The 17,837-nt window shown below is 72.0% G+C and carries 17 protein-coding genes and 1 tRNA gene; 10 read left to right on the top strand and 8 right to left on the bottom strand.

Annotation, left to right across the window (positions count from 1 at the left end):
* Nucleotides 1–359 precede the first annotated feature (359 nt).
* Nucleotides 360–431 (bottom strand) — tRNA-Lys (locus ACFY23_RS02255).
* 1,041 nt (nucleotides 432–1,472) lie between these two features.
* On the opposite strand from ACFY23_RS02255, the gene ACFY23_RS02250 reads away from it, so the two are divergent.
* On the top strand, nucleotides 1,473–1,820 hold the full coding sequence (locus tag ACFY23_RS02250) for a DUF5713 family protein (RefSeq protein WP_350681862.1): 348 nt from the start codon (nucleotides 1,473–1,475) through the stop codon (nucleotides 1,818–1,820).
* Nucleotides 1,821–2,365: 545 nt separating this feature from the next.
* On the top strand, nucleotides 2,366–2,755 hold the full coding sequence (locus ACFY23_RS02245; protein WP_350681860.1) for a hypothetical protein: 390 nt from the start codon (nucleotides 2,366–2,368) through the stop codon (nucleotides 2,753–2,755).
* Here the strand turns inward: ACFY23_RS02245 and ACFY23_RS02240 are convergent.
* Entirely contained in the window at nucleotides 2,752–3,936 is a 1,185-nt protein-coding gene (locus ACFY23_RS02240) for an FAD-dependent oxidoreductase (RefSeq protein ID WP_350681858.1), read from the bottom strand. The two genes, ACFY23_RS02245 and ACFY23_RS02240, sit on opposite strands and share 4 nt — an antisense overlap.
* Before the next feature lie 93 nt (nucleotides 3,937–4,029).
* Nucleotides 4,030–4,974 (bottom strand): RNA polymerase sigma factor SigJ, encoded by a 945-nt coding sequence (gene sigJ / locus ACFY23_RS02235; RefSeq protein ID WP_350681856.1) that lies wholly within the window; start codon nucleotides 4,972–4,974, stop codon nucleotides 4,030–4,032.
* Between the two features lie 156 nt (nucleotides 4,975–5,130).
* Here sigJ and ACFY23_RS02230 point away from each other — a divergent pair, with 156 nt between their 5' ends.
* Nucleotides 5,131–5,886, top strand: a complete 756-nt coding sequence (locus ACFY23_RS02230) for a class I SAM-dependent methyltransferase (RefSeq protein WP_350681854.1) — start codon at nucleotides 5,131–5,133, stop codon at nucleotides 5,884–5,886.
* A 274-nt stretch (nucleotides 5,887–6,160) separates the two neighbouring features.
* Nucleotides 6,161–7,333: an N-acetylmuramoyl-L-alanine amidase gene (locus ACFY23_RS02225; protein WP_350818920.1), complete on the top strand. Its 1,173-nt coding sequence runs from the start codon at nucleotides 6,161–6,163 to the stop codon at nucleotides 7,331–7,333.
* A gap of 132 nt (nucleotides 7,334–7,465) precedes the next feature.
* Here the strand turns inward: ACFY23_RS02225 and ACFY23_RS02220 are convergent, their stop codons facing one another.
* On the bottom strand, nucleotides 7,466–7,912 hold the full coding sequence (locus ACFY23_RS02220) for a hypothetical protein (protein WP_350681850.1): 447 nt from the start codon (nucleotides 7,910–7,912) through the stop codon (nucleotides 7,466–7,468).
* A 221-nt stretch (nucleotides 7,913–8,133) separates the two neighbouring features.
* Here ACFY23_RS02220 and ACFY23_RS02215 point away from each other — a divergent pair, with 221 nt between their 5' ends.
* A complete protein-coding gene (locus ACFY23_RS02215; RefSeq protein ID WP_350681848.1) occupies nucleotides 8,134–8,970 on the top strand; it encodes a glucose 1-dehydrogenase in 837 nt (278 codons plus the stop codon).
* 126 nt (nucleotides 8,971–9,096) lie between these two features.
* Here the strand turns inward: ACFY23_RS02215 and ACFY23_RS02210 are convergent, their stop codons facing one another.
* On the bottom strand, nucleotides 9,097–9,636 hold the full coding sequence (locus ACFY23_RS02210) for an HXXEE domain-containing protein (RefSeq protein ID WP_350681846.1): 540 nt from the start codon (nucleotides 9,634–9,636) through the stop codon (nucleotides 9,097–9,099).
* Nucleotides 9,637–9,683: 47 nt separating this feature from the next.
* On the opposite strand from ACFY23_RS02210, the gene ACFY23_RS02205 reads away from it, so the two are divergent.
* Together ACFY23_RS02205 and ACFY23_RS02200 are read left to right on the top strand one after the other, a co-directional pair.
* Nucleotides 9,684–10,337 carry a TetR/AcrR family transcriptional regulator gene (locus ACFY23_RS02205; protein ID WP_350681844.1) on the top strand — a complete coding sequence of 218 codons (654 nt, stop codon included), beginning with the start codon at nucleotides 9,684–9,686 and terminating at the stop codon, nucleotides 10,335–10,337.
* Nucleotides 10,338–10,517: 180 nt separating this feature from the next.
* Nucleotides 10,518–11,042: a hypothetical protein gene (locus ACFY23_RS02200; protein ID WP_350681842.1), complete on the top strand. Its 525-nt coding sequence runs from the start codon at nucleotides 10,518–10,520 to the stop codon at nucleotides 11,040–11,042.
* 76 nt (nucleotides 11,043–11,118) lie between these two features.
* On the opposite strand, the gene ACFY23_RS02195 is transcribed toward ACFY23_RS02200, so the two are convergent.
* Nucleotides 11,119–12,696 (bottom strand): carboxylesterase family protein, encoded by a 1,578-nt coding sequence (locus ACFY23_RS02195; RefSeq protein ID WP_350681841.1) that lies wholly within the window; start codon nucleotides 12,694–12,696, stop codon nucleotides 11,119–11,121.
* A 136-nt stretch (nucleotides 12,697–12,832) separates the two neighbouring features.
* Between ACFY23_RS02195 and ACFY23_RS02190 the strand changes: the two genes are divergently transcribed.
* The 3 genes from ACFY23_RS02190 (at nucleotide 12,833) to ACFY23_RS02180 (ending at nucleotide 14,858) form a co-directional block, all read left to right on the top strand.
* Nucleotides 12,833–13,411 carry a TetR/AcrR family transcriptional regulator gene (locus tag ACFY23_RS02190; protein ID WP_350681840.1) on the top strand — a complete coding sequence of 193 codons (579 nt, stop codon included), beginning with the start codon at nucleotides 12,833–12,835 and terminating at the stop codon, nucleotides 13,409–13,411.
* Nucleotides 13,412–13,618: 207 nt separating this feature from the next.
* A complete protein-coding gene (locus tag ACFY23_RS02185; RefSeq protein WP_350681839.1) occupies nucleotides 13,619–14,230 on the top strand; it encodes a hypothetical protein in 612 nt (203 codons plus the stop codon).
* Between the two features lie 121 nt (nucleotides 14,231–14,351).
* Entirely contained in the window at nucleotides 14,352–14,858 is a 507-nt protein-coding gene (locus ACFY23_RS02180) for a hypothetical protein (RefSeq protein WP_350681837.1), read from the top strand.
* Here ACFY23_RS02180 and ACFY23_RS02175 read toward each other — a convergent pair.
* Together ACFY23_RS02175 and ACFY23_RS02170 are read right to left on the bottom strand one after the other, a co-directional pair.
* Nucleotides 14,802–15,293 carry a GNAT family N-acetyltransferase gene (locus tag ACFY23_RS02175; protein WP_350681835.1) on the bottom strand — a complete coding sequence of 164 codons (492 nt, stop codon included), beginning with the start codon at nucleotides 15,291–15,293 and terminating at the stop codon, nucleotides 14,802–14,804. The two genes, ACFY23_RS02180 and ACFY23_RS02175, sit on opposite strands and share 57 nt — an antisense overlap.
* Before the next feature lie 76 nt (nucleotides 15,294–15,369).
* Nucleotides 15,370–17,775, bottom strand: a complete 2,406-nt coding sequence (locus ACFY23_RS02170) for a glycosyl hydrolase family 65 protein (protein ID WP_350681833.1) — start codon at nucleotides 17,773–17,775, stop codon at nucleotides 15,370–15,372.
* Between the last annotated feature and the right edge of the window lie 62 nt (nucleotides 17,776–17,837).

Here is a 17,837-nt window from a genome sequence, read left to right as displayed (position 1 = left end):
TCGACGGAGACGACGGTGTGATCAGGCTGGACCGCCTGGCAGGAGCCCAGAACGCTCGACCAAGCTGGCGACCACACCGCCGCTTCGATCCCTTGGCCCGCACTCCTGCCGCGGAAGAGGCTCGATGCCGGCTCAGCCAAGTGCCAGCTGCTTACCGACGAGCCGCCCGCCGGCGTCAGTGCACCCCCGAGCAGTAGCCGATCCGCCCGATCAACGTGCCCCTCGAACCGCCCGCCGTCACCGCACGACCCACGACAGCTCCACCGGGACACACGTTTACCCAGGTCGCAGCGCGCCTCGCCAAGGCGGTTCGTGTACCGCCCATCCGGTTTACGTTTTCCCAGGTCATGCGCTATGGGTGGGCCGCCTGGGACTCGAACCCAGAACCTAAGGATTAAAAGTCCTCAGCTCTGCCATTGAGCTAACGGCCCGCAGGCCCACAGGTTACCCGAAGCGTGGAGGCGGGGCGTGCGCGCTCGCTCGCGTATCTGGATCTTCGCGGGTACGTCGTGGCCGGGGTCAGGTGTCCTGATCGTGTTGGTGGCCCTGGGCGGCGCAGTCGCGCCAGATGTGAGTCAGGCGGTGGGTCATGCGGGCGGTGGCGGGGTGGCCGGGGTGGCGGCGGCGGTGGGTGGTGATGGTGTCGGCGAGCAGGGCTCGGGCGGCGTGGCAGTGGCGAGCTCGTGCAGCACGAGGGCGGTGTTGGCGTGGGTGGCGAGGGTGCGGTGGGCATGCGGGCCTTCGGTGGCGGCGAGGTGCTCGGCGAGTTGCCGGTAGAGGTGGTGGGCGCGTTGGGGTGTCCGGCCCGCCGGTGGGCGAGGGCGAGGAGGTGAAGGGCATCGAGGACGCGCGCCTGTGGAGGTGGCACATGCTGTGGTGGGCGTAGGTGGCCCAGGGGACGGCGTCGGTGGGCTGGTCGAGGCGTAGAAGCAGTTCGGCCAGGAGGGTGGCGGCATCGGCGTATAGCGGGTGAGCGGGTGCGGTGGCGGGGTCGACGCCGGCGAGTGTGTCGCGCAGGAGCCGCCGGGCGCGTAGGGGGTCGGTGGCGGCGTGCATGCGGGCGGCGGCGAGACGCCGTCCGCGTTCGGCGTCGTGCTGGTCGACTGCGTGCAGGGGTTCGGGCCGCCAGGTGAGGGTGAGGTCCCGGGTAGTGGCGCCGGCGGTGATGTGGGCGAGGACCCGGTCGGCGTGGATGGCGACCAGGTGTGGAGGCGTCGGTACACCGGTCCGGGGTGTGAGACGTGGCGCGTGGTGCACCGGCGACACCGCAGGACGATGCGCGCTTCCCTTCTGCCGATGCGGCGCGGCGCTGACATCGCCGCGCCGGGCGGACCGACAAAATGACTGTCGTCGAAGGCGCACCGCCCGCGGCTTGGAAGCGCGTCGAGAGGCGTTGGGTGCTGGGCATTCAGCCGGACCGAAAGTGTCGGCAGCGTGTCGCATGATCGACCGGTGGATCTGCGAAGGGGAGCATGACCATGCCGATCGCGCACCAGCAGGTGGCGGAGTACGCCTTTCTGTACGAGCTGCACGAGGACGGGTACTTCCCGGACCACGTCGTCGACAAGGGCCGAGCGATCCTGCTGCGGTTGTGCGAGCAGATCGAGGCGGAGCAGCCGAAGGACCTGGCAGCCCTCTACACGCTCACCGACGCCGCGACCGACGAGTTCAACCTGCTCGAGGCGGAGTTTGAGGCGGCCGGCAGCGAGATCGAGACGGTCGCACGTGAAGCGATCGGAGAGGACTTCTGGTTCGTCGCGACGAGCTACGGGTTCACCGACGCCGACAGCGAGCGATTGATCGCCAACCGGGAATGGTGAGCCGATCAGGCAGAACAGGTAGCTGACCCAGGCGCTTGCGGCCCACCAGATGGAATCACCGATGCCGGACCGCGTCGGCTCGTGGGTGCTCTACGGGTGCTCGGACGACGCCGCATCAGTCGGATTCACCACGCCGTCCGCGGATTCGCGTCCTCATTAGACGCCAACCGCAACATCACGACACGCAGGTTGGGCGACGGACCAGCGCGAACACGGCCGGACTACGCACGCGGAGTCCGGACCGTCAACACCGCGCGACGCTTAGCATGGATTTGTCCGCTCCTGGGCACTTTTAGTCCATAGGTTCAGGGTTCGAGTCCCTGGCGGCCCACTCCTCCGCAGGCCAGCGGCCCTGATCGTGCTCATCTCGAACCCGGCCTCCTTCACCGTCTCGCGGCGGGCCGCGTGCCTGCCTTCCTGATCTCGCCTTCGTTCACCTGTGCGAATGGATGCCGTGTCGCGCTGGCGCCGGCCCGCCCGGCTGCCTACCGTGTCGAGGTCCTCGCCGGCACCGGGTGAGGCGTGACCGTGAAGGAGCACCGACGATGGCGGATCATGGGCGAACTCGGATACCAGCACCTCGCCGGACGGCGGGCACCACGACCGAATTCGTCCTGGGTGGCACGCCCGGTCGCCTCGTCGTTACCGCCGCCGCTGACCGGTCTGCCCACGTCTCGCTGCACGTCGGCAAGCACGGCTCCACCCTGGCCGGCCTGACCGACGCCATGTCGACCGCGATCACCGTCGGGCTGCACGCCGGCGCGCCCGTGTCCGAGTTCGTGGCGGAACTACGGCACACCCGCTACGCCCCCGCAGGCCGCACCGGCGACCCCGAGGTGCCGGAAGCCACGTCGCTCGGCGACTACCTCGCAAGCCGGCTCGCCCGCACCGACGGCGAAATACGCGGACGCGTGGCGCGGCCGTCCGACAACTAGCGCGCTGCGCCCGCCGCGGCGCCCTCCCGCGTGACGCCGCGGCGGCGGGTCGGCAGCCCGAGCGTCGGGTTGGCGACGCCCCAGGCGGCGCCCTTGCAGACCAGCTCCTTGTAGACGGCGGCGAGTCGTCCGGTCAGGACCGCCTGCACGGCACGGTCGTCGGCGGTGACGTACTGGATCAAGCCCTCCTTGCGGCCCAGCGAGATGCACTGGTTGAAGTAGCGCAGCGGCGTGTCTGGGAGATTTCCGCCGGTCAGGCGCGCCGCGATCGCGTCGGCGGCCTGCCACGCCGTGGGGACGCCCGAGGCGCACGACATCCGCAGCGGCTTGTCGCCCGGTCCCATCGCGTGGGCCGCGTCGCCGACGGCGTACACGTCGGGGTGCGAGACCGAGCGCATGGTTTCGTCGACCACGATCTGGCCGGTGCCGGTGACCTCCAGGGCGGTCGCCTTCGCGATCGGATGCACCACGAAGCCGGTGGTCCACACGGTGACTGCGGCCGGGATGGTCGTGCCGTCGGCCGTGGCGACGCGGTCGGCTTCGACGCCGGTGACGGCGGCGTGCTCGTACACGGTGATCCCGAGCTTGCCGAAGACCTTCCGTAGGTGCGCGCGGCCCTTGGGCGAGAGCCAGTCGCCGAGGCCGCCACGGACGGCGAGGGCGACGTCGAGGTCGGGGCGGGCCTCGGCGATCTCGGTCGCGGCCTCCAGGCCGGTGAGGCCGCCGCCGACCACGACCACGGTCTGCCCGGCGTCGAGGCGGGCCAGGCGCTCGCGCAGTCGGAGTGCACCGGGACGGCTGGCGATCTCATAGGTGTGCTCGACCGTCCCGGGGACACCCTGGGCGTTCCAGCCGCTTCCGAGGGCGTAGACGAGCGTGTCATAGGAGAGTTCTTCGGAGCCGTTCGCGTCGGTGACGGCGACGGTCCTGCGGTCGACGTCGACGCCGGTGACCCTCGCGAGCCTCAGTTCGACGCCGGTGCCCGTGAACATCTCGCTGAGTGGCCGGGGCTTGAGGTCCTGGCCCACCGCCACCTGATGCATCCGGACGCGTTCGACGAAGTCGGGCTCGGCGTTGACGAGGGTGATGGCGACGTCCTCGCGGCGGAGCCGCTTGGCGAGCCGGCCGGCGGCGACGGCTCCGGTGTACCCGGCTCCGAGAACGATGATGCGGTGCTGCATGTCCCTGCTCCTGTCTTCCGCGGGTTCGCCCCTTGAACCGGGCGGCCCGCCGTTTCCTGACAGGAACGCGATATGAAGCACCTCACACGGCGGTCAGAAGGCGTTGAACAGAGGCTCCCCGTGGTTGGCGGCCGCCCAGTGCGCGGTCGCGCGTTCGAGCTTGTCGGGGTTGACCTGGCTGCGGAACGCGGCGATGCCCTCGGCCGTGACCTCCAGGCACATGACGCCGACGACCCGGCCGTCCACGACGGCCACGACGGCGGGGTCACCGTTGGCGGTCCAGGCGTAGACCTCGGGGGCGCCGCCGGCCAGGGCGCGCTTGGCCTCGCCGGGTTTGAACAGGCCCCGCAGGAACTTCGCGACCGCGACGGCGCCCTCGAACGCCTTGACGCGGGCCGGGACCTTCCCGCCGCCGTCACCGACCGCGATGGCGTCCCCGGTGAGCAGGCGCACGAGCGGCTCGGTCTGGCCGCTGGTGGCGGCCGCCAGGAACTCCTCGACGATCCGCCGGGCGGCGGCCTCGTCGATCTCGGTGCGGGCCTTGCCGTCCGCGACGTGCTTCTTGGCACGGTGGAAGATCTGCTGGCTGGCGGCCTCGGTGATGTCGAGGATCTCCGCGATCTCTCGGTGCGGGTAGTCGAAGGCCTCCCGCAGCACGTACACCGCCCGCTCGTTCGGGGAGAGGCGCTCCAAGAGGGTGAGGACCGCATACGAGACCGATTCGCGCTGCTCGGCGGTGTCAGCCGGGCCAAGCATCGGGTCCCCGGCGAGCAACGGCTCAGGGAGCCATTGACCCACATAGGTCTCGCGGCGCGCCCGCGCGGAGGTGAGCTGGTTGAGGCACAGGTTGGCGAGGACCTTCGTCAGCCACGCCTCCGGGACCTCGATGCGGTCGACGTCGGCGGCCTGCCAGCGCAGGAACGCCTCCTGCACGGCGTCCTCGGCCTCCCCCGCAGATCCGAGGAGGCGGTAGGCGATGGCCTCCAGGCGCGGCCTGAAAGCCACGAACCGGTCGACATCGTCCGCGGTAAGGGGCATGTTCCGAGCCTAACCAGCGACCTCGACTCCGCACCGCCGGCAAGCCACCTGTCGTGGCCCTACCTGACCCCTGCGGCGTAGACCGTGGACCGCCGATGCTGACACGTCGGGAAAATCGGTGGCGCGGGCTCAGGGGGGCGCGCAGGCTTCGGGGTCATGACGAGCAGTGACCTGTGGGACGAGGAGACCGCAGAGCGGTACGACGACATCTCGGCGGAGATGTTCGCGCCCGAGGTGCTCGACCCTGCCGTGGAGTTCCTGGCGCGGCTGGCCGATGACGGTCCTGCATTGGAGTTCGCGATCGGCACCGGGCGGGTGGCGATCCCGCTCGCTGCCCGAGGCATCCCCGTGACCGGGATCGAGCTGTCGCGTCCGATGGCCGACCAGTTGCGACGCAAGGTGCCGGCGGAGGAGTTGCCGGTGGTCGTCGGGGACATGGCCACCACGGCCGTCCCCGGCCGGTTCTCGCTGGTGTACGTCGTGTGGAACAGCATCGGGAACGTGCGTACGCAGGACGAGCAGGTGGAGTGCTTCCGCAACGCCGCCCGGCACCTGTCGCCGGGTGGTCGGTTCGTCGTCGAGCTGTGGGTGCCGGGCATCCGGCGGTTCCCCCCAGGGCAGTCGGCGGTGCCGTTCGAGGTGACCGACCGGCACGTCGGCTTTGACACCTACGACATGGTCACCCAGCAGGGGACCTCCCACCACTACTGGCGGCTGGACGACGGGAGCAGCCGCTACGGCTACAGCAACTTCCGTTACATCTGGCCCGCCGAGTGCGACCTGATGGCCCGGCTGGCCGGATTGACGTTGGAGCAGCGGGTGGCGGACTGGAATGGCGCGCCCTTCACGTCCGACAGCGAGAGCCACGTGTCGGTCTGGCGCAAGCCGCTCGACGCCGCTGACGAGGATTAGCTGGCGATCAGCGCGCTCTTGCTCATCGCGTAACCACTCGTCAAGCCGCCATGGCGGCAGGGCAACTCACCGGATGAAGTTGGTTTTCAAGATCACGATACGAATACGTAAACCTCTCTCACGAACGCGTCGGCGCTCGTTACAGTCTCCGCCGTGAGGCTTCCGCGGACTGCGTGCGCGATGTCGACGGTGGCAGCCGATGCCGCCACCGCGTCGGCCCGGCGCGCATGCCACCGCTGAGCGCGGCCCTTCTCCGACATGGCGTCACCGCAGAGTGCTCACGTACGCGAGGTTCGCCGGACGGGAGCAGATTGCGCCGGACCAGCGCCGTGCTCGGTGCCTCATGACCCCCATTGCCCCACCCCCCATCCGAGAGGCACCCATGCTCAGTAACACCCCCGTGCGGCGCCGCACATTGTTGGCCGCCGCGGCCGGCGCCGCGTTCGCGCCCATGGTCGCCGGCCGGGCCGAGGCCGCGATCCCCCGCGTCTACATCGACCCCGGGCACGGCGGCACCGACCCCGGCGCGATCGGGAACGGCCTGCAGGAGAAGGCCCTCACCCTCGCCATCGCCCTGCAGACGCGCAGCATCCTGCTGAGCAACTGGAGCGTCGATGTTCGGATGTCGCGTACGAGCGACGTCACCCGTAGCCTCACCTACCGCACCGACGACGCCAACGCGTGGGGCGCCGACCTGTTCGTGAGCGTCCACATCAACTCGGGCGGTGGCACCGGCTTCGAAAGCTACCGTTACCCGACGACGGACACGGCTACGGTCAACCTGCACAACGCCCTGCACTCGCAGGTCCTGTCGGGCATGCGTTCGATCGGTGCCGTCGCCGACCGAGGCAAGCGGACGGCCAACTTCCACGTACTCCGCGAGACCACCATGCCGGCGGTCCTCACCGAGAACCTGTTCATCGACACCGTTGCCGACGCGAACCTTCTGAAGCGGGCCGACTTCATCACCGCCACCGCCCGCGGTCACGCCCGAGGCATCGCTCAGTACCTGGGGCTCGCCAGCGCTCCTCCGCCCGCATACAGCACCATCGTGGACAACGCCACCGCAGGCCGCTTCACGGCAAGCGCCAACTGGGGCACCTCGACGTACTCGACCCAGCGATACGGAGCCGACTACCGGTACGCCAACCCGGTGTCCGCGAGCGACGCCGCATGGTTCAAGGTCAACATCCCGCAGGCCGGCAACTACCGCGTCGAGGTGAGGCACCCGGCCAACTCCGGCTACAACAGCGCGGCGCCGCACGTGATCGTCACCGCTGCGGGGAACCAGACCGTGCATGTGGACCAGCGCAGCAACGGCGGTGCCTGGCGTTCGATCGGCACCTTCAACCTCGCTGCGGGCGACCGCAACCTGGTCGGCGTGAGCCGCTGGACCAGCGCCGGCGGATACGTGATCGCCGACGCGGTGCGGGTCACCCGGGTCTGAGGCGCCGACCTCAGCGTTGAATGGGAGGGCGCGGCCGGTGCATGGTCACGCTCCGCGCCCTCCCGACGCGAAGAGATCGGGTCGGGCCGGGTCGTCGGCGGAGGCGATCGGCCGGAATCCCTTCCATCGGGTTCATGGTCGTCGCGCGAGTGCCCGCTCCACGCCTCGACGCATCCGTCTCGACGCACCTGACAGGCCCTGCAATCGGCGAACCTCGTGCGGTTCCAACTCTTGTCGACTGGCCAGGGCAACCACTGCGCCGTACGGTCTGGTGTCGGCCCGACGTAGCAGAACCTCGGTCTCCTGCAGGACCTTGAGCAGGACCTCTCGGCCCGCCTGTGGGTGCTGAGCGACCAGCCGGAGCAGCTGGTTGCGGTCCCACTGGTCGAACTCGCCTGCGAGCAACCCGATCAGGGTCGCCGGCCCGGTGCGGATGTCCTTGGCGACGGCGAGCCGCACGAACGAGTAGGGACTTCGGGCAAGGATGTGCAGCCCGTCCTGATCGATTCGTGGGTCCGCAACGAGGTTCAGGTAGTCCTGTGGTGTCCGTGCACGTGGTAGCAGCGCGTCGATATCCACTACCGCCCCTCGCCACATCTGATCGTCGAGCTGCGTCAGCTCGGAGAGTTCGAGTCCCAGCGGTCCACAACCAGACCGCTCCCTGGCTTAACGATATTGGCAACGGGAATGGCGGAGGCTCGTTGGTCGAGGCGGGCCGCTCCGGGTGGGCTTGCCGCAGCCGCCCGCGCACGCTGGGCGGACGGCTACCAGAGGCGGGTCTCACGAAAGGGACAAGACTCATGGCAGATCGGTTGAAGGGCAAAGTCGCGGTGATCACGGGCGCGGCGAGCGGCATCGGTCGCGGCGGTGCTGAGCTCTTCGTCGCCGAGGGCGCGAAGGTCGTCGCCGCCGACATCGACGACAAACAGGGCGCTGCGCTCCAGAAGGAGTACGGGGACTCGCTCGTCTACGTACACACCGACGTCACGAGCGAGGCCGACATCGCCGCTGCTGTCGACCGGGCGGTGAGCGAGTTCGGGAAGCTCGACATCATGTTCAACAACGCGGGCGCGCAGGGCGACCCGTCTCCGATGATCGAGATCGGGAGCGAGGGCTTCGACAAGACGATCGCGTTGCTGACGCGCTCGGTCGTGCTCGGCCACAAGTACGCGGCGCGGCAGTTCCGGAGCCAGGGCACCGGCGGCTCGATCGTCTCGACGGCGAGCGCCGCCGGCCTACAGGGCGGCTGGAGTGCCGCGGGATACACGATCGCGAAGCACGCGGTCGTCGGGGTCGTGCGGCAGGCCGTCGCCGAGCTCGCACCGCTCGGCATCCGGTCCAACGCCATCGCCCCCGGGATCATCCGCACGCCCATCATGGCGCGCAGCTTCGGCATTGCCCCAGACCAGGCGGAGGCGTTCAGCGACTTCCTCGAGGAGAAGCTGGGCGCCTCACAGCCGATCGGGCGCTTGGGCTTGCCGTCCGACATCGCCGAGGCCGCCCTGTGGCTCGGAAGCGACGCGTCGTCCTTCGTCACGGGGGTCGTGTTGCCCGTTGACGGCGGTGCAACGACAGCGTACGCGGGCGGTTTCGCCACCGACGTGGTCGCGGCCGCGAACGAGTTCAGCACCCGTTGACGACCCGGCGTCCCCGCCCGCGGTGACCCGCCAGCGCGGCACGGACGCCCGCGGGGTCCTCTCCTTCGACCACCGGCCTGCACCTCGCCGACGTGGAGCAACTGCTCGGCCTGTCCGGCACGTCCGTCAGCGTGGCCGCTCCGGCGCCAGGGTGCGGGCCACGGCGTGACAGGCGCCGGCGACGAGCGGCAGCAGCAGGATCGCGCTGGCGGCAGCACCGCCACCGACCCGGGGCACGCCGGCCGCCCGCAGGCGCCGCCAGGCCCACAGCGAGAACGGGGCGACGACCAGCGGCGCGGTCACCGCGCCGGGCGTGTAGCCGCGGGTGACCACGGCCTGGGCGACGTGCCCGCCCGCGTGCAGGCCGAAGCCGACCAGGGCCGACTGGTAGAAGCGGCTGCGTCCGCCGGTGCGAGCGCCCCGGGCCGCGGCGGCGGCCATCACGACGCCCATCGTGCCGATGGCGATGCGTGCCTGCGCCGGGCTGACCCGGAGCCGGTCCCACACCCGCTCGGGCACCTGCGGGAAGCGGGCCCGCAGTCGTGGCCGGGCGCGGTCGAGCCAGCCGCCCATCGTGGCGATTTCCTCGGCGTCGTGGATCGCCCAGGCCGCCAGCAGCCCCCAGGTGGCCGCTGCGGGGAGGGCTCCGTCCTGCTGTGATGTCATGGGCTCTATAATTTACGATACAGACCGTAAATTATAGAGGATGTGGCGTGGCCAACGACCGAGGCCGACCGCGACGGCCGGAGACCGACGCGGCGATTCTGCGCGCGACCCTGGACCTGCTCCGCGACGGCGGCTACCGCGCCCTCTCCATCGAGAAGGTGGCCACCCGGGCGGGCGTGACCCGGCCGACGGTCTACCGCCGCTGGCCCGACAAGGCCAGCCTGGTCGTGGACGCCCTGGCCGACGCGGTGCCCGTCGCGCCCGCTCCGGACACCGGCGACACCCGTACCGACCTGCACCACCTGGCGCGCGGCCTCGTCGACCGGCTCACCGGCCTGGCGCCGGTCATCCTCGGCGTACTCGCCGACAGCATCGGACGCGACGACCTCGCCGCGCCGCTGCGGGATCGGTACCTGCGCCCCCGCCTCGCCACCATCACCGACGTCGTCGACCGTGGCATCGTCCGCGGTGACCTCCCGTCCGACACCTCGCCGGCCACCGCCCGCGATCTCCTCGCCGGCCCGCTCGTATACCGCTGGCTGGTCGACGGCACCCTGACGGACACTGACGTCCACGAACTCGTCGACACCGCCTGGAAGGCTCTGACGGCCGGGGCGGCGCTGCCGTCGACGCCTGAAACCGAAGCTGTCGACGCACCACCTGGAGATGCTCGACGCACTCGTCGCGGTGATGCTCGGTGACCGCGCGGACCTGACGTTCAGCACGGCCGACCTGCGGGCGATCGGTGTGGACGACACGAAGCCGAACACCAGGGAGCACCCGCTCTACGAAGACCGAGAGGCACGGCGATCTGGACGTGAGTCCCGAGCCGCACCGTCCCCCGGGTCAGGGGTGAGCGGCGACCGCCTACTGTCCTCGCCATGAGGACGGGGACGCTGGCACGAGCCGCCACCATCGTCACGGCGATCGGGCTGGTCGCGGGCTGCGGCGGCGCGGCGGCGCGCGAGGGGCGGGGGTGCCAGGAGTCGGTGCACGAGGCGGAGGCCAAGGTCCGGGTGGACCGCTGGGACCCGCCGGAGGAACTGCCGGGTCTCGGGGACTATCCCGAGATCCACTGGCAGGCTCGCGCGTTGGGCGACCCGTGCTCCCGGGTGCCGGGCCCGACGGACTGGGCGTACCAGGCCGTCGTCAGACTCCATCCGCAGGACGCGCGAGAACTGGCGGAGCAGTACGACTTCGCGCCCATCGCGGCCGGCGACCCGGCCCAGCACGACCAGGGCAAGACGCCCGCCGACGTGTGGCCCGACCTCCAGCCGCACGTCCCGGCCGAGGCCCGCTGGCTGCACAGCCGGTCGTACGACGAGGCCCCGCCCGCCACGCGCCGGCGGGTGGCGTTCCTCGACGTCGAGCACGAGACGGTGCTGCTCATGCTGAACGACCGCTAGCGGCGGGGCCGCCAGGGAGGACGCGGAACGGCCCCGATGCGCGGGGCGCCGGGGCCGCTCGGTGCGGCGTACGGGGTCAGCTCAGGCTGGACCAGAACGCGTACTGGTGGTCGCGGACGAACTCGGTCGGCTTCCAGCGCCCCGAGGTCAGCGACTGGACGTGCGGACGACGCTCGGTGAACGGCTGCCAGCCGCCGTCACGCTTGCCGTTGGGGTCGCCCTCCTCGGCGAACCGGGCCCAGGCGCCGATCAGCCGGTCGGCGAGCCGGTCCTGCTGCGGGGTCAGCGCCGGGAAGAGGGCCATGTCGAACTGGTACGCCAGTTCGGCCATGTGCTGGGCCCGCCACGGGAAGCTCGGCTCGTCATAGCCGACGAACCACGGCGTCTGCTCCTCGGCGAACTCGAACATGTACGTCTTCGTCCACCTCGACAGCAGCTTGGCGGTGTCGTACGTCGGCGTCGCCCAGTTCCGGTCGGTCCCGATGGTCGACAGGGCCAGCCCGGCGGAGTTGTCGTACGCCGACAGCGGGTAGCGGGCCAGGATCGCGTCGGCGTCGGCGCCGTACTGCTCACGGACCGTCGGCTCGTACGCCTCCGCCGGGATGGGCGCCCCGCCCGGGTTGACCTCCATCCCGGCGTACATGCCGTTCTCCTCGTCGTGGTTCACGCCCACGAGCACGGGGACGCGGTTGAAGCGGCCGGTGCGGAGCGCCTCCGCCGGGCTCAGCGGCAGCAGCGGCGTGCCGGCCACCGGGCGCGGCTCGCCCCACGGCCCGTACGCCGCCAGCAACCCGGCGACTGTGGTCTCCTCCGATCGCAGGCAGGCGGCCACGTCGGCGGCGTCAGCGCAGCCGACGGTCTTGATCACGGCGGCGCTGTCGGCCTCCGCCTCGGCGCGGGTGCGGGAGCCGCCGGTGGCGCAGGGCGCGCTCTGGATGATCGCGTGGTCGAACAGGCCCGCCGACATCGGTGAGGCGAGGTGGTCGCAGACGGCGTACCCGCCGCCGGACTGGCCCATGATCGTGACGTTGCCGGCGTCGCCGCCGAACCGGTCGATGTTGGCCCGCACCCAGCGCAGCGCGGCCTGCTGGTCTTCGAGGGCGAAGCTGCCCGAGCCGTACGCCGAGCCGGCGTCGAGCGCGGGGTGGGTGAGGAACGCCATGACGCCGAGGCGGTAGTTCATCGACACCACGACGGCGTCGGCGGCGAGGCGGTTCGGCCCGTACATGTCGCCGGTGCCGAACATCATGCTGCCGCCGTGGATCCACACGATCACCGGCAGGTTGCCGCCCCTGCGGCGGGGCGTGGTGACGTTCAGGTACAGGCAGTCCTCCGCCTCGCCGGGCACGCCGACGGGCAGCCCGACGGGCTGGGCGCAGGGCGGGCCCGGTCGGGTGGCCTCGCGTACGCCGGACCAGGGCTCGGTGGGCTCGGGTGAGGCCCAGCGGCCGGGCGGCGCGGCGTACGGGATGCCCTGGAACGAGCGGATGCCACCGTGGACAGTGCCGCGGACGGCGCCCTTGTCGGTGGCGACGACGGTGGGGGCGTCGGGCGCGGCGGCGGCCGGCGGGGCGGCGCCGATCGCGACGGCGGCCAGCGCGGCGGCGGCAAGGCCCGCGAGGGCGCGCCTCCGGAATCGGGTAGGGGTGTCCATGGTGGCTCTCCTGTCGGTGGACGGGACCGGAGTGGTCGTGGCGAGAACCGTAGGCCAGGTTTGGGCGATCGCGCAAGGCGATTGCCTAAGGCGGTTGCCTGAGACATTCGCTCCAGAGGTTGCTACCCTGCCGACCATGGGAAACCGGGAAGCGCTCCTCGCCGGGGCCAGGACGTGCCTGCTGGAAAAGGGCTTCGATCGCACCACCGTGCGCGACATCGCCACCACGGCGGGCGTCAGCATGGCCGCGATCGGCTACCACTTCGGCTCTCGGGAGAACCTGCTGTTCCAGGCCCTGTTCTCGATCCTTGACGAGTGGGGAGACGTGGCCGGGCGCGCGCTCGTCCCCGCCGACGAGCCCGGCACGAGCCGCGCCGAGGCGTACGAGCGGATGTGGGACGAGCTTCTCGCGCAGGCCCGCGCCCACCCGAAGATGTGGCTCGTCTCCATCGACCTGTTCCTGCGGGCGCAGCGGCAGCCCGACCTGCTGCCTCAGCTCACCGAGGGCATTCGGCAGGGGCGCAGCGGCATGGCGGCGATCCTGGAGAGCGTCCCCGAGGCCGAGGTGCCGGAGCGGTCCGTACGCACCCTCGGCATGGTCCAGCTCGCGCTGATGTCGGGCGTGATCATGCAGATGCTCTCCGACCCCGACAACCCCGTCACCGGCGCCGACGTGGTCGCCGGGCTGCGCGCGCTGGCGAAGATCACCGGCTGACCGCACCGGCCGCGCGTCGGCCGTCGCCGCGTCACCGTGGCAACGACGCGTACCAGCCACGCAGCACGGCGCCAGCGGCACGACCGGAGGCGGACGTCCCCCGTGGGGAGGAGGCGGCTCACGCCGTCGCGGGAGGTGTGGCCGGCCGCGCGACGGAAGCCTGGAACGCAAGGGCGACGAGGGGTCGCCACCGTTTCAGGAGGACCGATGAGGAAGACACTTCGTGGGCTGGGCGCGGCGGCCATCGTGGTCGGCGTGGCCCTGGCCGGCGCGTCGGGCGCCACCGCCTCGGCGACGAGCGACCGGGAGTCCGCCGGGACCGCGCGCGTCACCGGCAGCGGCGAGATCCGGCTGACGTTCGCGCCGGACCGGGACGTGCGCAGCTTCAGCTTCGACGCGCGCGCCACCCCGTACACCCGACCCATGCCGGGGGCGCCGCACGGCCTGCCCACCGACGCGACCGGAACTGTCCGCGTCGCCCACCGGGTCGCGGCGGACGGCTCCACCGTCCGCTTCGCGGCCCGGGTCGACTGCCTGGTCACGGCCGCGCGGACCGCGACCCTCACCGCCGTGGTCACCGAGGCCGACGCGCCGGTGGCCGACCTCGTCGGGCGGCGGCTGGGCTTCAGCGTGTACGACGGGCCGGGCCGCGACCGCGTCGGTTTCTCCTGGGCGGTGGTCAACGCCGACCGGGGTCCGGACGGGCAGTGGCGGGAGGGCGGCGTGGGCACCTGCATGGCGCCCGCTCCCTTCGCCCCGGTGACCGAAGGCGGCTATCGGGTGCGGCACGCCGAACTGCCGCCGCCGCCGGAGAGCTGAGCCGGCCGGCGGATGTCGTCGGCCGCGACGGCGATCCGCCGGCCCGCCGTGTCGTTGATCCGGTTGAGCCTGCCCCCACCTGCCACGACGGTGGGGGCACCGACCGTGAGGAGGCACGCCGATGACCCGTCAGCGCGAGACCGTGGAGGTCGACCCGGTCCTGTTCCGTGCCGTCTACGACTCGCCCGCGTCCCTGCCCGGCGCACACCGGTGGACGACCCCGGAGTCGGACGTACGCCGGATCGAGAAGCTGCTCGGCATGCCGCTGCGCAGCATCGGCGCGCCGCTGTGGGTCAGCGGCGACGAGCCGGACTGCCCGAAGTGCGGGCGGCGGGTCACCTGGTACGACATCGTCTCCTCCGCGCTCTCCGGCGTGCACGACCGGATGATGATCGCGGCGGTCATCCTCGGCGACCGCAAGTACGTCAACACCGAGGTCCCGGACGCGATCGCCGGGGTGCGCTGCGCCGACTGCCGCACCGCCATCGAGGGGCTGCGCAGCTTCAAGTGCCACAACTGGGCGTACGCCTTCGAGGCGCTGGAGGCCGTCCGGGAACGGATGACCGGCGCGTCAGTCGTCGGCCGTCAACTCGCGGACGAACCACAGGCCGGGGCGACCGTCGAGTGACACCTCGCCGACCGGCGTGAAGCCGGTGCGGCGCAGCACCGCGAGCGAACCGGCGTTGTCCAGGGTCGTCCGGGCGGTCAGCCGACGCAGCCCGTACGCCTCACGGGCCAACACGGCGACGCGGCGGACGCCGTCGGTCGCCACCCCGCGCCCGGCGGCCCGCTCGGCCACCCGGTAGCCCAGCTCGGCCTCGCCGTCGGCGACGTCGACCAGGTTGAACCGGCCCAGCACCGCCCCGTCGGCGTCGACCAGCACGTGGAAGTGGCACGCGCCCGTCTCCTGCTCGGCGAGCAGCCCCGCGTGCCGCGCGTCGAAGTCGGCGAAGTACGCGTCGCCCCGGTCCGGCACCGACCGGGCGAACCACTCCCGGTTCTCCCGCTCGAAGCGCAGCAGCGCGGCGGCGTGGTGGGCGGCGAGCCGCTGGAGTTCTGGCACCGCGCCACCCTACCCAGATGCAAGGAAGGGACTCTTCCTATGCAAAAAACGATAGGAAGGTGCCTTTCCTTACACGTCAGCGGTCGCCGGCGGAGCGGCGGGTGGGGCGGCGGCCGGGCGGGGAGGGCGGCTCGGGGCCGGGGTCGGGGACGACAGGCATCGGCCGGACCACGGGCCCGGCGCCGGTGACCCGGAGCGGCTCGCCGTGGTGCCACGCCTCGATGCCGGTCTCCGCGGCGGCGTCGGGCAGCTCGTAGCGGGCCTCGTCCCGGGTCAGGGTGACCCGCAGCCGGTGGCCGTGCCAGCGCAGGCAGAAGCCGAGCCGGTCGATCCGCGCCGGCAGCCGGGGGTCGAAGGAGAGCACCCCCCGGTCGTCGCGCAGCCCGCCGAAGCCCTGCACCAGCGCCAGCCACGCCCCGGCCAGCGACGCCAGGTGCAGCCCGTCGCCGGTCTTGTCGCCCAGGTCCGCCAGGTCCTGGAGCACCGACTCGGCGAACAGGTCGTACGCCAGGTCGAGGTGCCCGACCTCGGCGGCGAGCACCGCCTGCGGGGACGCCGACAGCGACGAGTCCCGGACGGTCCGCGCCTCGTAGTAGGCGAAGTCGCGCGCCTTCTCGTCGGCGGTGAACTCCCCCGGGCAGCGCTGCATGGCGAGCACGAGGTCAGCCTGCTTGACCACCTGCCTGCGGTACAGCTCCAGGTAGGGGAAGTGCAGCAGCAGCGGGTAGTCGTCGTCGGAGGTGTTCGCGAAGTCCCACTCCGGCTGCTCGGTGAAGCCGGCCGCCTGCTGGTGCACCCCGCGCTTGCCGTCGTACGGGACGAAGACCGCGTCGGCGGCGGCCCGCCAGCCGGCCACCTCGGCCGGCTCGACGCCGAGCCGGGCCGCCGCCTCGGGGTGCCGCTCGGCGGCGTCGGCGGCGCCGCGCAGGTTGCGGCGGGCCATCAGGTTGGTGAAGAGGTTGTCGTCGGCCAAGGCGGAGTACTCGTCCGGGCCGGTCACGCCCCGCAGGTGGAAGGTGCCCGCGTCGGACCAGTGGCCGAAGCCGTGCCACAACCGGGCCGTCTCGACCAGCAGTTCCAGCCCGGCCCCGGCGAGGAACTCGTGGTCGCCCGTGGCGGCGACGTAGCGCAGCACCGCGTCGGCGATGTCGGCGTTGACGTGCAGCCCGGCGGTGCCGGCCGGCCAGTAGCCGGAGCACTCCCGGCCGCCGATGGTGCGCCACGGGAAGGTCGCCCCGGTCAGCCGCAGCTCCGCCGCGCGTTCGCGGGCCTCGGGCAGGTGGGCGTGCCGCCAGCGCAGCGCCGACCGGGCCACCTCCGGGGCGAGGTACGTCAGGACCGGCAGCACGTAGCCCTCGGTGTCCCATAGCACGTGCCCGTCGTAGCCGTTGCCGGTCAGGCCCTTGGCCGGGATGGTCCGGTCGCCGTCCGGCCGGCCCGCCTGGATGAGGTGGAACACGGCGAACCGGATGGCCTGCTGGAGTTCGACGTCGCCGTCGAGCAGCACGTCGGCCGTCCGCCAGGCGGCGTCGAGGGCCGCGCGCTGGGCGGCGAGCAGCGCGTCGAAGCCCGCCGCGCGGGCCGCCCCGGCCTCGGAGACGACCAGGCGGGCCAGCTCCTGCGGGGGCGTCGCGTCCACCGTGGCGCACTCGTACGCGGCGAACTTGGTCAGCTCCAGCCGCTCGCCGGCGCGCAGCGTCCCGGTCAGGGTGAGGCGCAGCCGGTCCGGGGTGCAGTCGACGCCGGGAGCGAAGCCGTCCGGGGCCCGCACGTCGTGCGCGACGGCGACGGCGACGCGCTGCCCGCTGCGCTCGGTGCGGTGCACCAGGACGCCGTCGCGCCCGTCGGAGTGGCGGTACTCGGCGGTCAGCGGGTCGGTGATCACGGAGGCGGCGCGGGGGTCGTCGGAGCGCTCCGGCACCCGCTCGTTGGCGAGCAGGTCGGCGCAGACCCGCACGTCGACCGTCCCGTCCAGCGGCTCGACGCTCCACCGGACGGCGGCCACCGGGCGGCGGGGCAGCGAGACCAGCCGGGTGCTGCGGACGCGTACGCCGTGCCCGGCCGGGGAGACCCACTCGGTGTGCCGCTCGACCACCCCGGCGCGCAGGTCGAGCACCCGCTCGTGGGTGCGCAGCGTGCCGGTGCGCACGTCCAGCGGCTCGCCGTCGACCCAGAGGCGGATCAGGGCGGCGTTCGGCGCGCTGATCACCGTGTCGCTGAGCTGCGGGAAGGCGTACCCGTCCTCGGGGTAGGTCAGCTCGCGCCGCTCGTGGAAGCCGTTCAGGTAGCTGCCGGGCATCCCGTACGGGGCGCCCTCGTCCAGGTTGCCGCGCCAGCCGACCCAGCCGTTGCCCAGCGCGAAGATCGACTCGGTCTCGGCGAGCCGGTCGAGGTCGGCCTCCGTACGCCGGATCCGCCAGGCCTCGTCGTCCCCGGTCCCGGGCGCGGTCGGCGGCCGATCGGCGGTCGGGGTGTGGTGCACAGCGCCTCCAGGGAGTCCGACGTACCGGGTCAACCGTGGCAGACCGGGCTGAGAGATCGCTG

It is taken from the genome of Micromonospora sp. NPDC000121, from assembly GCF_042899165.1.
Classification (GTDB): Bacteria; Actinomycetota; Actinomycetes; order Mycobacteriales; family Micromonosporaceae; genus Micromonospora.
The sequence above is the reverse complement of the archived record's forward strand: the minus strand, read 5'-3'. Positions and strand labels throughout refer to the sequence as shown.

Coding starts and splice junctions, on each gene's coding strand:
- ACFY23_RS02185 (WP_350681839.1), top strand. CDS start 13,619: ATGAGGAAGACACTTCGTGGGCTGGGCGCGGCGGCCATCGTGGTCGGC.
- ACFY23_RS02215 (WP_350681848.1), top strand. CDS start 8,134: ATGGCAGATCGGTTGAAGGGCAAAGTCGCGGTGATCACGGGCGCGGCG.
- sigJ (WP_350681856.1), bottom strand. CDS start 4,974: ATGCCCCTTACCGCGGACGATGTCGACCGGTTCGTGGCTTTCAGGCCG.
- ACFY23_RS02210 (WP_350681846.1), bottom strand. CDS start 9,636: ATGACATCACAGCAGGACGGAGCCCTCCCCGCAGCGGCCACCTGGGGG.
- ACFY23_RS02240 (WP_350681858.1), bottom strand. CDS start 3,936: ATGCAGCACCGCATCATCGTTCTCGGAGCCGGGTACACCGGAGCCGTC.
- ACFY23_RS02245 (WP_350681860.1), top strand. CDS start 2,366: ATGGCGGATCATGGGCGAACTCGGATACCAGCACCTCGCCGGACGGCG.
- ACFY23_RS02250 (WP_350681862.1), top strand. CDS start 1,473: ATGACCATGCCGATCGCGCACCAGCAGGTGGCGGAGTACGCCTTTCTG.
- ACFY23_RS02200 (WP_350681842.1), top strand. CDS start 10,518: ATGAGGACGGGGACGCTGGCACGAGCCGCCACCATCGTCACGGCGATC.
- ACFY23_RS02190 (WP_350681840.1), top strand. CDS start 12,833: ATGGGAAACCGGGAAGCGCTCCTCGCCGGGGCCAGGACGTGCCTGCTG.
- ACFY23_RS02195 (WP_350681841.1), bottom strand. CDS start 12,696: ATGGACACCCCTACCCGATTCCGGAGGCGCGCCCTCGCGGGCCTTGCC.
- ACFY23_RS02230 (WP_350681854.1), top strand. CDS start 5,131: ATGACGAGCAGTGACCTGTGGGACGAGGAGACCGCAGAGCGGTACGAC.
- ACFY23_RS02180 (WP_350681837.1), top strand. CDS start 14,352: ATGACCCGTCAGCGCGAGACCGTGGAGGTCGACCCGGTCCTGTTCCGT.